Origin of the sequence: Lentzea atacamensis, from assembly GCF_003269295.1 — a bacterium.
Lineage (GTDB): Bacteria > Actinomycetota > Actinomycetes > Mycobacteriales > Pseudonocardiaceae > Lentzea > Lentzea atacamensis.
In genome coordinates this window covers 176,840-188,814 of sequence record NZ_QLTT01000006.1, presented here as the reverse complement: position 1 = coordinate 188,814, position 11,975 = coordinate 176,840, and the positions used below count along the sequence as shown (strand labels likewise).

Sequence of the window (11,975 nt, the reverse complement as noted above, 5' to 3'; positions counted from 1 at the left end):
ACCAGAGGAAGTTGGAGAGCGCAGTGACCTATGTGATCGCCCAGCCGTGCGTGGACGTGCTCGACAAGGCGTGCATCGAAGAGTGCCCCGTCGACTGCATCTACGAAGGCGACCGGATGCTCTACATCCACCCCGACGAGTGCGTGGACTGTGGCGCGTGCGAGCCCGTGTGCCCGGTGGAAGCCATCTACTACGAGGACGACGTCCCCGACGAGTGGAAGGACTACACCAAGGCGAACGCGGACTTCTTCGATGAGCTCGGCTCGCCCGGTGGCGCCTCGAAGGTCGGCAAGGTGAGCAACGACCCGCAGTTCATCAAGGCCCTCGAGCCGCAGGCCGAAGGGCATTGATCCTCACGCGCAGGGGACCGGCTCTGCCGGACTTCCCGTGGGACTCGCTGGCCGACCACGCCGCCAAGGCGCGCAAGCACCCCGGCGGCGTGGTCGACCTGTCCGTCGGCACGCCCGTCGACCCGGTTCCCGCGGTGATCCAGTCCGCTCTGCGGTCGGTCGCCGACATTCCCGGCTACCCGACCACCCACGGCACCCCTGAGCTGCGTGCGGCCTTCGTCGCCGCCGTTGAACGCCGCTTCGGCATCGTCGGGCTGTCGCCTGAGGCCGTGCTGCCCACGATCGGCTCCAAGGAGCTCGTGGCGTGGCTGCCGACGCTGCTCGGCGTCGGTCCCGGCGACATCGTGGCCGTGCCCTCCGTGGCGTACCCGACCTACGAGGTGGGCGCGCTGCTGGCGGGTGCCGAGGTCGTGCGGCTGGCCGACGGGGAGCTGCCGCCCGCCGGCACGAAGCTCGTGTGGCTGAACTCGCCGTCGAACCCGACCGGCCGCGTGCTGTCGGCTCAGCAGCTGCGTGACGCCGTCGCCGCGGCGCGTGAGCTCGGCGCGGTGGTGGCCTCCGACGAGTGCTACCTGGCGCTGCCGTGGGACGCCTCGCCGGTGTCGGTGCTGCATCCGTCCGTTGTGGACTCCTTCGACGGGGTGCTCGCCGTGCACTCGCTGTCGAAGTCGTCCTCGCTTGCGGGGTACCGGGCCGGGTTCATCACCGGTGACCCCGAGCTGATCTCGGGTTTGCTGGAGCTTCGCAAGCACGCGGGCATGATCGTGCCGCGGCCGGTGCAGGAAGCCATGCGCGCGGCGCTCGAGGACGACGCTCACGTGGCCGAGCAGCGTGCCCGCTATCTCGCGCGGCGCGAGGTGCTGAAGCCCGCCCTGGAGGCGGCAGGGTTCACCGTGACGCACTCCGAGGCCGGGCTGTACCTGTGGTCGTCGCGCGGTGAGGACGCCTGGGAGACGATCTCCTGGCTGGCCGACCGCGGCATCCTCGCCGCTCCCGGCACGTTCTACGGGCCGGCGGGCGTCCAGCACGTGCGGATCGCCCTCACGGCCACCGACGAGCGGATCGCGGCGGCCGTCGAGCGTCTCAGCGCCTGATTTTCAGGGCTTGAGGGCCGACCACACCCGGCGGGTGAACTGGTTCGGCGGCACCGCGTCCGTCGTGAGCCGGACGCTCGTGCTGATCGAGTCGCCGCTCAGGCCGAGCCCCAGCACCAGGTGCCAGTGCAGGTCCCACAGGTCCTGAAACGCGTCCAGCTCCACGTCGGCGTCCGCGCTGACGTGGAGCACGGCCGGTTCCGCAACCCGCACGACGCGCTCGACCGCGCGCACGTCCCGGGTGTTCGTGCGGAAGCTGAACGCCAGGTCGACCGTCTCGCTGTCCAGCCCGTACGTCGCGTACGAGTGGCAGCGGTGGTGGGGCAGCGACAGCGGCTGGTTCGTCTCCAGGTAGAGATCGCCCTCGAACCGCAGCGTCGGCGAGTGCTGGCTGAGCGTCGCTCGCGCGCTGACGAACTCCCAGCCGGGCATGTCCAGCTTGGGCACCAGCAGTTCCAGCACCTCGCCGCGGCGGGCACTTCGCGTGCGTTCGCCCGAGCGCCACGGGATTTCCCTGCTGTAGGGCTCCTTCTTCGTGACGAAGACGTACGGGGCGTTGTCGGTCTGGAGGCTGAGAACCACGACTGTCCTGCCAGGTGCCCAGTCGAACGCCACCGTGGTGAGGCCGGGCGCGACCCCGTCGAAGTGGCTCTCGACCCGCGGCCACCAGCTCGACAGCTCCTCGGCCAGCGCGCCCTTGACGTGCCGGCCCTTCTCGTCGACGCCGACGACCCACATGGCCTCCGACCCGCGCGCGGCGTTGCACAGCGCGGCGATCTGCCTGGCGGCCTTGCCGTGGTCGACCGGCCACTGGGTCTTGAACTCCACGAAGGAGTCCTCGGACTGCGCCCCCTCCAGGGCACGTTCGATCGCGGCGCGAGCGTTCAGCTCGATCCGCTGCTTCAGCACGTGCACCTCCCCGCGACAGCCATCAGAACGGCACGGGCCCAGCCTGCCTCGGCAGACCGGGCCCCAGACACCGAGTTTCCTCCCTGCTCAGTCCGGAAGCGCGTTGCTCAGTCGTTCGCGTGCAGCGCGGCGTTCAGCTCGACGCCGGTGCCCTTGCGCGGCTTGACCAGGACCTTGCCGGTGACCGAGTCCCTGATGAAGAGCAGGTTGTTCTGGCCGCTGAGGGTCAGTGCCTTGACGACCTCGCCGTCCGGGAGGGTGACCTTGGTGCCCGCGGTGAGGTAGAGGCCCGCCTCGACCACGCAGTCGTCGCCGAGGGAGATGCCGAGGCCCGCGTTGGCGCCCAGGAGGCAGCGTTCACCGACGCTGATGACCTGCTTGCCGCCGCCGCTGAGGGTGCCCATGATCGAGGCGCCGCCGCCGACGTCGGAGCCGTCTCCCACGACCACGCCGCCCGAGATGCGGCCCTCGACCATGCTGCTGCCCAGGGTGCCGGCGTTGAAGTTGACGAAGCCCTCGTGCATGACCGTCGTGCCGGGGGCCAGGTGGGCGCCCAGGCGGACCCGGTCGGCGTCGGCGATGCGGACGCCGGACGGGACCACGTAGTCGACCATCCTCGGGAACTTGTCGACGCCGTAGACGGTGACCGGACCCCTGGTGCGGAGGCGGATCCGGGTCTGTTCGAAGCCGTCCACCGCGCACGGGCCGTGGTTGGTCCAGACGACGTTGGTCAGGAGGCCGAAGAGGCCGTCCAGGTTGGCGCCGTGGGGCCGGATCTGGCGGTGGCTGAGCAGGTGGAGTCGCAGCCAGACGTCGTAGGTGTCTCGTGGGGCGGTGGTCAGGTCGATGGTGACCTTCACGCCCACGATCTCGACGTTGCGCTCCGGGTCCTCGCCCAGGAGCTTGGCGGCGGACTCGCCGAGGGCTTCCGCGATCTCCGCGGACGACAGGCGGGTGGTGGCCAGGCCTACCGCCTCTGCTGCCACCTCGGCGGCTACCTCCGCCGGTGCGTCGGTGAGGGCTGGGGACGGATACCAGGTGTCGAGGACGGTGCCGTCCGGGGTCACTGTGGCCAAGCCGATGCCGTATGCGGTGCTCACGGTGGTGCAGCCTAGTCGGGTGGGTTCGGGTTGGTGGGTGGCGCCGGGGGCGCTGCCCCTCTGTCACGGAACTGAGCGATGTGGCGGCTTCATCGGCGATCCGGCGGGTCGAGGTGGTCGGCCTTGTCGTGGAGGTACCGCTGTTCGACGTGGTTGTCGGTGAGGGTGGCCGCCTGGCGGTAGAAGGCCGCGGCGCCCGTGGTGTTGCCGGTCATCTGGAGCAGGTGCGCGCGGACGGCGCGTTCGCGTTGGTGCGTCAGCGGGTTCTGGTCCAGGTGGTGGGCGCGGTTGAGGTCGTCGAGCAGCGCGAGGCCTCGTTCCGGGCCGTAGGCCTGGGCCACCGCGACGACTCGGCTGAGTCGCACGGGAGCGGTGGGCGTGAGCCGTTCGAGCCACAGGTAGAGCCCGGCGATCTGCGGCCAGTCGGTCTGCTCCGGAGACGGGGCGGTGGCGTGCAGGGCCGCGATCGCCGCCTGGATCTGGTACGGGCCGAGCCGGCGCAGTGGCCAGACGCTGTCGATCAGCTCGGTGCCTTCTCGGATCAGGTCGCGATTCCACCGCGTCCGGTCCTGTTCCTCCAACGGCACGAGTTCACCGTCGTCGCCCGTGCGGGCGGCGTGTCGTGCCTCGGTGAGCAGCATCAGCGCGAGCAGGCCGGTCACCTCGGCGGTCATCGCGTCGTCGGCGGGCAGGGTGGCGCGGAGCATGCGGGTGAGCCGGATCGCCTCCTGGGTCAGGTCGACGCGGGTGAGCCGGTCGCCGGACGAGGTGGTGTAGCCCTCGTTGAAGATCAGGTAGAGCACCCGGGTGACCGCGGTGATCCGGCTGTCCCGGTCGTCGGCGCCGGGCGGGGTGAAGCGAGCGCCCGCGCGGGCCAGCTGTTGTTTGGCACGGCTGATCCGCGTGCCCATGGTGCTCTCGGTGGTGCCGTAGGCGTGGGCGATCTCGGCGGTCGCCAGGCCACCCACCGCGCGCAGCGTGAGCGCCACCTGGGACGTGGGGCTGAGCGCGGGGTGGCAGCAGAGCAGCAGCAGCGTGAGGCTGTCGTCGACGTTCGGTGGCGGGCCCGCGTCACGGGCTGGTTCGCGCATGGCCAGCTCGGCCAGGCCGGTTTCCTGTTCGCGCCTGCGCCGGGCCTGCTCGGAGCGGAGCAGGTCGACCATCTTGCGGTAGCCGATGCGGATGAGCCAGCTGCGCGGGTTCTCCGGCACCCCGTCGGCAGGCCACGTCCGGCTCGCGGCGAGCAACGCCTCCTGCACCGCGTCCTCTGCGATGTCGAACTGGCCGAAGCGCCGCACCAGCGCGCCGAGCACCTGCGGCGCCTCGGTGCGCAGCAGGTGCTCGATGGTGGGGGCGCCGCCGTTCACGCGGTGAAGCCCCCGCCGAAGTCGTCGCCCATGATCGGGCGGATCTCGATGGGCTCACCCAGTGCCTCGACGATGCGCGCGCCGATCTGGACCGCGCGCTCGTGGCTCGCGACGTCGATCACGGCGAAGCTCGCCAGGACCTCCTTGAGCTCGGCGAAGGGCCCGTCGGTCGCCACCACGCCGTCCGCGCTCTTGTGGATCGTGGTGCTGACCGCGGGGTGGCCGAGTCCTTCGCTGCTGACGAACTCACCGGTCTCACGCAGTTCCTGTTCGAACTTCTGGTAGACGGCGAAGGCGGCCAGCGCCTCCTCGGACGGAGTGTCGGCGGTGCCGGCGTCCCACGCGGCGGCCGGGGTGTAGCTGAGCAGCAGGTACTTCACGATGGTTCCTCTTCGTCGATCGTCTCGGGCAACGGTACGTAGCTCAGGCGGCACTGCGCAGGGACAAGGCGACGACGGTCGTCCAGGTGAAGGCCACGAGCCCGTTCACCGCGATCTGGATGCTCATGAACTCCGGCGACATGGGCAGCAGCAACACGACGGCGGCCGCCCCGCTCAACACCGCGGGCCGCATCTGACGCAGCCGGGCGTATCGCACGGCCAGAACGATCGCGGCGACGGCCAACGCGGTGAACGCGACGGCGGCCGCTGCCGAGTGCACGATGCTGTGCCACGACATCCGGGCGACCGGTCCGTCCGGGGTGCCGGCGGGGAAGCCGTTCTCCGGGTCCATGGTGAACAGGCCGGCGGCGACCAGCCCGGCTCCGAAGATCCCGACGAACACCGGCAGCACCCGTCTGCCGGCTCCCTCGGTGAGCGTGCGCCGGACACCCGCCGCCAGTGCCAGGCAGCCCAGGCCCGCGAGCACGAACGTTGCGGCCTGGAGCCAGCCGAGGCTGCCCGTGGAGAGCTGGCTGATCGGGTGCCGGGTGATGTCGAAGCCCTCCCTGCTGAGCATCTGGGCGAGCACCGAGGTGAAGAAGACCGGCCCGGCAAGGGCACCGGCGATCAGCAGACGCCCGGACGACCGGCGGGCAACGGGGGCAGTGCGGACGGCGACCATGACTCCTCCTCGGGAGCGGTTTGGTGAGTGTTCGCCGCAACCACGTCGCCGCCACGTGGCTCTCGACCTCCCGCGAATGTGACCTGCGTCACCACGAAGGGATGTCGAGGCGCAGGGGCCAGCTCCGAGGTACCGGCACACAGCAAGCGAGCCGAGGAGGACGAGATGACCGAGACGATCACCCAGCCGAGCGCTGACGTGCGAGCCCTGGACCGGCTGGTCGGCACCTGGAAGGTGACCGGCGGTGCCGAGGGAACCGTGCGGTACGAGTGGATGCCCGGCCGGTTCTTCCTGCTCCAGCACGTCGAGCTCATCCAGTTCGGGCAGCCGGTCACCGGAATGGAGGTGATCGGCAACCTGCGCCCGTTCGGTGAGCCGGCCGGGGCGGACGTGGCGTCCCGGTTCTACGACTCGATGGGCAACACCCTCGACTACGTCTACGAACTGACCGGCGACACGCTGACCATCTGGGGTGGCGCGAAAGGCAGCCCGGCCTACTACCGGGGCACCTTCAGCGCCGACGGCACCACGGTCACCGGTGAATGGGTCTACCCCGGCGGGGGCGGCTACCCGTCCACCATGACCCGGATCTGACCGCGGCCCCGACCGGCTGGGAGCGGTGGCCCTCCGCGGCTCCCGGCCTAGCCGGGGACTTCCGCGCTGAAGTACAGGGAGCTCAGGTCGCCCCTGGTGGCGATCAGGGCCTCGTTGCACTTCGACTGGCGGGCGTCGGTGCTGGAGACGTTGTCGACGCGCACTTCGCCGCACTTGTGGGCCTCGAAGTCGCCCACGGCGGTCATCAGGCGGGGGAGGGCCTCGCGCACGTCGTCCTCGACCTGCTTGCCCTGGAACGACTGGTCCAATTTGCGGGTCATGGAGCTGACCCTGGCCACCCACGTGGCGCAGTCGGCCGGGGTGCCGCTGTGCTGGGAGCCGCAGGGAGCGGTGAAGAGGGAGCGGATCTCGCCGCACTGGTGGGCGCAGGCCACCGGGGGCTCGCCGCAGCCGGTGGCCATGAGCATCAGGGGGATGACCAGGAGTGTGCGCTTGATCACGGAGCGCACGGTATCGGCCGAACGGGCTAGTGGGGAAGGTGGATGAGTAGGGTGAACGGCGTGTCAGACACCCTTGATCTCTTCGCCGACCCGATTGATTTGACCACTGCGTTGGTGGATGTACGCAGCGTGTCCGGGGAGGAGGCGGAGATCGCGGATCTGGTTGAGCGGTCGTTGGCGTTGCACGCGCCGCATCTGGAGATCACTCGATCAGGGAACGCCGTGCTGGCGCGGACACACCTCGGGCGGGAGCGGCGGGTGGTGCTTGCGGGGCATCTCGACACCGTGCCGATCAACCTGAACTTTCCCAGCCGGCGTGAAGGGGACGTGCTGCACGGGTGCGGGACCGTGGACATGAAGGGCGGCGACGCGGTCATGCTGGCCGTTGCGGCCCTCAGTCCGAACGCGCGGCACGATCTGACGTTCGTGTTCTACGACTGCGAGGAGATCGAGGCCGAGCGGAACGGGCTCACGCGCATTCAGCGGGAGCTTTCCGAATGGTTGATGGGGGACCTGGCCATCGTTTGTGAGCCGTCCAACGGGACGGTCGAGGCCGGGTGTCAGGGGACCATGCGGATCGAGATCAGGACCAGTGGGAAGCGGGCGCACACCGCCAGGTCGTGGATGGGGGTCAACGCCATCCACGGGATGGGGGAGGCGTTGCGGCGGCTGGAGGCGTACGTGCCTCGGCAGCCCGAGATCGACGGGTGCCGGTACCACGAGGGGCTGCAGGCCGTGAAGATCAGCGGTGGGGTGGCCGGGAACGTGGTGCCGGACGAGGCCGTGCTCACGGTCAACCACCGGTTCGCGCCGGATCGGTCGGTGGCGCAGGCCGAGCAGCATTTGCGTGAGGTCTTCGACGGGTTCGAGGTTGCGGTCACGGACTTCGCGGCTGGGGCGTTGCCCGGGCTGCACGCGCCTGCGGCGCAGGAGTTGGTCGAGGCTGCTGGGGGGACACCGGTGGCCAAGCTCGGGTGGACGGACGTGGCTCGCTTTGCGGCGTTGGGCATGCCCGCGGTCAATTTCGGGCCTGGGGATCCGACGTTGGCGCACACCAGGGAGGAGCACGTGCCGGTCCATCAGATCACCGGGTGTTTCGACGTGCTTAAGCGATTTTTGCTTGCCTGATCACTAATATCTCAGTGATGACGGAAGACGAGAACGACGTGGTGGACGAGCGTCCCAAAGAGAAGATGCGCGGGCCGATCGTGTTGCGGCGTGGGCGCCGCGACGAGCTGACCACCACGGACCAGCGGTTGCTGGATTCGCGTGGGCCCTCGGACTGGGTGCACACGGATCCGTGGCGGGTGCTGCGGATTCAGGCCGAGTTCGTCGAAGGGTTCGGGGCGCTCGCCGAGGTGCCCAGTGCGGTGACCGTGTTCGGGTCTGCCCGGACCGGGCGGGACCACCCGGAGTACCAGACCGGGCGTGATCTCGGCGGGGCGCTGGCCGAGGCCGGGTTCGCGGTGATCACGGGCGGTGGGCCCGGTGCCATGGAGGCGGTCAACCGGGGGTGTTCGGAGGCCGGTGGGTTTTCGATCGGGCTCGGTATCGAGCTGCCGTTCGAACAGGGGCTCAACCCGTGGGTCGACCTCGGTGTGAACTTCCGGTACTTCTTCGTGCGCAAGACGATGTTCATCAAGTACTCGCAGGCGTTCATCTGCCTGCCGGGTGGGTTCGGCACGCTCGACGAGCTGTTCGAGGCGCTGACGCTGGTGCAGACGAAGAAGGTCACCAAGTTCCCGGTCGTGCTGTTCGGCCGCAGCTACTGGCAGGGCTTGTACGACTGGGTCAAGAGCTCGGTGCTGGAAGGCGGCAAGGTCGGCGAGAAGGACCTCGCACTGCTGCACCTCACCGACGACATCGAGGACGCGGTGCGCGTGGTCAAGGAAGCGCACCAGGCATGGGCGGACACACACTGATGTACGTGGCTGTTTACTGCGGCAGTCTTGCCACGGTGCCCCAGACCTACATCGACCTCGCCGCCGAGGTGGGGCGCCAGATCGCGGCACGTGGCTGGAACCTCGTCTGGGGTGGCGGGCAGACGTCGATGATGGGGGCGGTGGCGCGGGAAGCCAGGGCCGGCGGCGCGCACACGTACGGCGTGATTCCCAAGGGGCTGGCCACCAGGGAGATCGCGGATCGGGAGTCGACGGAGCTGCACGTCGTCGACACCATGCGCGAGCGCAAGAAGATGATGGACGACAAGGCGGACGCGTTCCTGACGCTGCCCGGTGGCATCGGTACCGCCGAGGAGTTCTTCGAGGTGTGGACGGCTGGTGTGCTGGGCATGCACACCAAACCCGTCGTGCTGCTCGACGTCGACGACCACTACAAGGGACTCGTCGACTGGCTGACGCACCTGCGCGACAAGGGGTTCGTGTCGCACGCCGCGTTGAAGTCGCTCGTCGTCACGGACGACGTGTCAGTCGCTCTTGACGCTTGCGTCGCTTAGTCCCTTGGCCTGAGCCAGGATCTGGGTCTCCGGCAGGAGATCCGGCAGCGGGCGGTACGGCGTGGCCGTGACCTCGAACCGCTTGCCGGAGACCACCCTGCCCTGCCAGGAGCCCGCGATCTCGCCGTCCACCAGGATCGCGCCGCGGCGGCCCAGGATGCGGAAGATGTCCTTCTGCGCCGCCTTGTCCGGCAGCAGCAGGTCCCGGTCGCGGGCCTGCAGGTACGGGTCGGTCGGCGGCAGCAGGCGCACGTCCGGCGGTTCCGCGTCGACGATCTCCACGTCCTCCGGCAGCCACGCCTGCCTGCCCTCGACGGTCACCTCGACGAGGCCTTCCTTCGGCCACCGCTTCTTGACCTCGCGGGTGGTCGTGCCGAAGTAACCGGCCACTTCGGACGGTCCGGCGGGGCCGTGCAGCGTGAGGTAGCGGTGCACCAGCTCGTCGAAGCCCGCGGTCTTGCGCGGGATGCCCGGCCAGCCGTGGATGCGCTCGAACGTCACGGTCTTCTCCTCCGGAAGGATCCGGAGGCCGGCGGGCAGTGCGCCGAGCCGGAAGATCGGGTCGCTGACGTGCTCGGTCTGGCAGCTCCGGCACGCCTCGATGGTCTGCTTGGGCGCCAACGGGGTCAGCGCCTTGCTGACGTCGCCCTTGGTCATCGGCTTCGTGACGATCGACCGCATCGCCGTGGCGATGTGCCGCAACGCCGCCACCATGTCGTCCACCTTCGGACGTGCGGCGCGGGCACGGGCGTCCGCGTCGCTCCACGGCCACAGCGCGCGGGCGAACGCCTTCAGCTCACCGGCGCGGTGCAGGTGAGGAGCGCCCCGCACCGACCAGGTGACGGTGAACTCGTCCGTGGACGGCGAACTGAGCCGTGCGGCGAGACTCAGCAGGGCCGAGCCGGAGGTGTTGTCCTGGACACCCAGGGAGAACACCGCCAGCTCGGCCGCGCCTGCGACCCGCCGGTCCAGCTCGTGCTGATGGATCCGGTGGAAGAGCACCTGCTGCCTGGTGAAGTCCACCCGGACATTCTTACGCCTTGGGCACCGTCAAGCTCGACGGTCCGAAGGTGACAGTTGAACCACGCGTCGATTCGGTGAGATAACGGGGGTCGACCGTGTCGATCACCAGCGCCAGCCGGTTGCCCGCGCCGACGCTCCACACGGTCGGCTCGAGCTCGACGTCGAGCGTCTGCGTGCGGCCGGCACCGGTCACCTTCATCGGCTTGTGCGTGATCAGCGAGCCCAGGCCGAGCGGCCCGACCTCGTACAGGTAGGCGAACAGCGTGGTCGTCTCCGCGCTGGGCGTCACCTGCACCTTCAGCTTCGGCGTGCCCGCGAGCGTGGCGCCGTTCGGGTACTGGGGCCCGCTCCACACGCCCGCGAGGTTGCGGTCGATGAACGGCAGCGCCACCCCGGTCGGGATGTTCAGGAACCCTTGCAGCGCACCGGAGAGCAGGATCGTGCCGCTGTCGGCCACGGTGCCCCAGCCCGCGTAGATCTTCCTGGCGTCGAGCTGCATCGTGTCGGCGGGACCCGCGGGCCACGCGCCGAACTTCTTCCACGCGCCGCCGTTGTTGGGCTTGAGCTGCACCGGCTGCTCTGCGTCGACGCCGTTGGCCGCGCCCTTGACGTGACGGTCGAACCAGCGGCCGACGGACTCCCAGATCTCGTTGGGCAGCCCGGCCGCGCCGAAGAGCTCGGCGGTGGCGTGGTCACCCGGAGAGAGCATGAGCCGCTTGGGTCCGGTGAGCTTCGAGTAGAAGTCCGCGACCTGGCCCGGCGCGAAGATGCCGTCGTTCCAGGCGTTGCCGATCATCACCGCGGTGCCGTTGGCGTTGATCTGCGCGATCTTCGAGGCCGCCGAACGGCCCGCGGAGATCGGCACGACCTCCCAGAACCTGCCGTCGCGGTAGGCGTCCTCCGCCTCCAGCAGCACGGGGCCGGGGCGTCCGGTCGCGTGGCCTGCGGCCAGCAGCAGCTCGACGGCCTGCTTGTTCACGGTGCTGTACGGGTAGAGCGAGCGGGCCAGGTCGGTCCACGTGCTCAGCGCCGCGACGGCCTTGATGCGCGGGTCGTTGGCCGCGGCGAGGAGCGACTGCCCACCACCGTAGGAGATCCCCGCGACGCCGACCTTGGTGACGTCGGCCTTGGCGTTGGCCACGGCCCAGTCGATGACTTTGCTGACGTCGTTCACGGTGTCCGGACCGGCGATGTCGATCTCACCGCCGGAGTCCCAGAAGCCGCGGCTGGTGTAGCTCACGACGACGTAGCCGGACTCCTTGGCGAGCTTGGCCGCCGCGCCGACGTACTCGATGTTCGGCACCGCCCAGCTGGCCGGCATGACGAGCAACGGGAACGGGCCGTTGCCGAGCCCGGTCGGTTCGATGACGAAGGCCTTCAGGGTGGTGCCACCGACGCCGGAGATCGACCGGTAGGTGATGGAGTGCCCGGGAGCCGCGATGGCGGCCGGAGCACCGAGCAGGGTGGTGAGGAGTACCAGGACCAGAACAAGTGATCGTCGCACGCTGGTCCTCCTTGACCATGACGTAGATCACACAGGGTTGTTACCGGGGAGTAAAG

The 11,975-nt window shown here is 69.5% G+C and carries 14 protein-coding genes; 6 read left to right on the top strand and 8 right to left on the bottom strand.

Annotated elements, in window-relative coordinates; all coding sequences use genetic code 11:
- Window positions 1-23 precede the first annotated feature (23 nt).
- A complete protein-coding gene (gene fdxA / locus C8D87_RS26590; protein ID WP_109632377.1) occupies window positions 24-350 on the top strand; it encodes a ferredoxin in 327 nt (108 codons plus the stop codon).
- Complete coding sequence (dapC, locus tag C8D87_RS26585) at window positions 347-1,444, top strand: succinyldiaminopimelate transaminase (RefSeq protein WP_325049717.1); 1,098 nt, start codon at window positions 347-349, stop codon at window positions 1,442-1,444. Before fdxA ends, dapC begins: the two co-directional genes overlap by 4 nt.
- Window positions 1,445-1,447: 3 nt before the next feature.
- Here dapC and C8D87_RS26580 read toward each other — a convergent pair whose 3' ends face one another.
- The 5 genes from C8D87_RS26580 to C8D87_RS26560 form a co-directional block, all read right to left on the bottom strand.
- Entirely contained in the window at window positions 1,448-2,353 is a 906-nt protein-coding gene (locus C8D87_RS26580) for a hypothetical protein (protein WP_146231412.1), read from the bottom strand.
- Between the two features lie 107 nt (window positions 2,354-2,460).
- The gene (gene dapD / locus C8D87_RS26575) at window positions 2,461-3,453 is read right to left on the bottom strand and encodes a 2,3,4,5-tetrahydropyridine-2,6-dicarboxylate N-succinyltransferase (protein ID WP_112228798.1); all 993 of its coding nucleotides are present in this window, start codon (window positions 3,451-3,453) and stop codon (window positions 2,461-2,463) included.
- A gap of 89 nt (window positions 3,454-3,542) precedes the next feature.
- Window positions 3,543-4,820 carry an RNA polymerase sigma factor gene (locus C8D87_RS26570; RefSeq protein WP_112228797.1) on the bottom strand — a complete coding sequence of 426 codons (1,278 nt, stop codon included), beginning with the start codon at window positions 4,818-4,820 and terminating at the stop codon, window positions 3,543-3,545.
- Window positions 4,817-5,200 carry a YciI family protein gene (locus C8D87_RS26565; RefSeq protein WP_109632384.1) on the bottom strand — a complete coding sequence of 128 codons (384 nt, stop codon included), beginning with the start codon at window positions 5,198-5,200 and terminating at the stop codon, window positions 4,817-4,819. The genes C8D87_RS26570 and C8D87_RS26565 overlap by 4 nt, the downstream gene beginning before the upstream one ends.
- A gap of 43 nt (window positions 5,201-5,243) precedes the next feature.
- Window positions 5,244-5,882: a DUF998 domain-containing protein gene (locus tag C8D87_RS26560; protein ID WP_112228796.1), complete on the bottom strand. Its 639-nt coding sequence runs from the start codon at window positions 5,880-5,882 to the stop codon at window positions 5,244-5,246.
- A 165-nt stretch (window positions 5,883-6,047) separates the two neighbouring features.
- On the opposite strand from C8D87_RS26560, the gene C8D87_RS26555 reads away from it, so the two are divergent.
- On the top strand, window positions 6,048-6,476 hold the full coding sequence (locus C8D87_RS26555) for a hypothetical protein (RefSeq protein WP_112228795.1): 429 nt from the start codon (window positions 6,048-6,050) through the stop codon (window positions 6,474-6,476).
- Between the two features lie 47 nt (window positions 6,477-6,523).
- Here the strand turns inward: C8D87_RS26555 and C8D87_RS26550 are convergent, their stop codons facing one another.
- The gene (locus C8D87_RS26550) at window positions 6,524-6,937 is read right to left on the bottom strand and encodes a hypothetical protein (protein WP_146771879.1); all 414 of its coding nucleotides are present in this window, start codon (window positions 6,935-6,937) and stop codon (window positions 6,524-6,526) included.
- A gap of 42 nt (window positions 6,938-6,979) precedes the next feature.
- On the opposite strand from C8D87_RS26550, the gene dapE reads away from it, so the two are divergent.
- From dapE to C8D87_RS26535, 3 genes are read left to right on the top strand one after another with little or no spacing between them, the layout of a single operon-like run.
- Window positions 6,980-8,065: a succinyl-diaminopimelate desuccinylase gene (dapE, locus tag C8D87_RS26545; RefSeq protein WP_109632388.1), complete on the top strand. Its 1,086-nt coding sequence runs from the start codon at window positions 6,980-6,982 to the stop codon at window positions 8,063-8,065.
- Window positions 8,066-8,082: 17 nt separating this feature from the next.
- Window positions 8,083-8,859 (top strand): LOG family protein, encoded by a 777-nt coding sequence (locus C8D87_RS26540; RefSeq protein ID WP_112228793.1) that lies wholly within the window; start codon window positions 8,083-8,085, stop codon window positions 8,857-8,859.
- Between the two features lie 5 nt (window positions 8,860-8,864).
- On the top strand, window positions 8,865-9,392 hold the full coding sequence (locus C8D87_RS26535; protein ID WP_411711465.1) for an LOG family protein: 528 nt from the start codon (window positions 8,865-8,867) through the stop codon (window positions 9,390-9,392).
- Here the strand turns inward: C8D87_RS26535 and C8D87_RS26530 are convergent.
- The gene (locus C8D87_RS26530; RefSeq protein ID WP_109632394.1) at window positions 9,363-10,415 is read right to left on the bottom strand and encodes a winged helix DNA-binding domain-containing protein; all 1,053 of its coding nucleotides are present in this window, start codon (window positions 10,413-10,415) and stop codon (window positions 9,363-9,365) included. The genes C8D87_RS26535 and C8D87_RS26530 overlap by 30 nt on opposite strands.
- Window positions 10,416-10,425: 10 nt before the next feature.
- A complete protein-coding gene (locus tag C8D87_RS26525; protein WP_109632396.1) occupies window positions 10,426-11,919 on the bottom strand; it encodes a CocE/NonD family hydrolase in 1,494 nt (497 codons plus the stop codon).
- Window positions 11,920-11,975 lie beyond the last annotated feature (56 nt).

Excerpts from the sequence above, each read along its gene's own strand:
- C8D87_RS26560 (WP_112228796.1), bottom strand. The coding sequence starts at position 5,882 with ATGGTCGCCGTCCGCACTGCCCCCGTTGCCCGCCGGTCGTCCGGGCGT.
- C8D87_RS26555 (WP_112228795.1), top strand. The coding sequence starts at position 6,048 with ATGACCGAGACGATCACCCAGCCGAGCGCTGACGTGCGAGCCCTGGAC.
- dapE (WP_109632388.1), top strand. The coding sequence starts at position 6,980 with ATGAGTAGGGTGAACGGCGTGTCAGACACCCTTGATCTCTTCGCCGAC.
- C8D87_RS26540 (WP_112228793.1), top strand. The coding sequence starts at position 8,083 with ATGACGGAAGACGAGAACGACGTGGTGGACGAGCGTCCCAAAGAGAAG.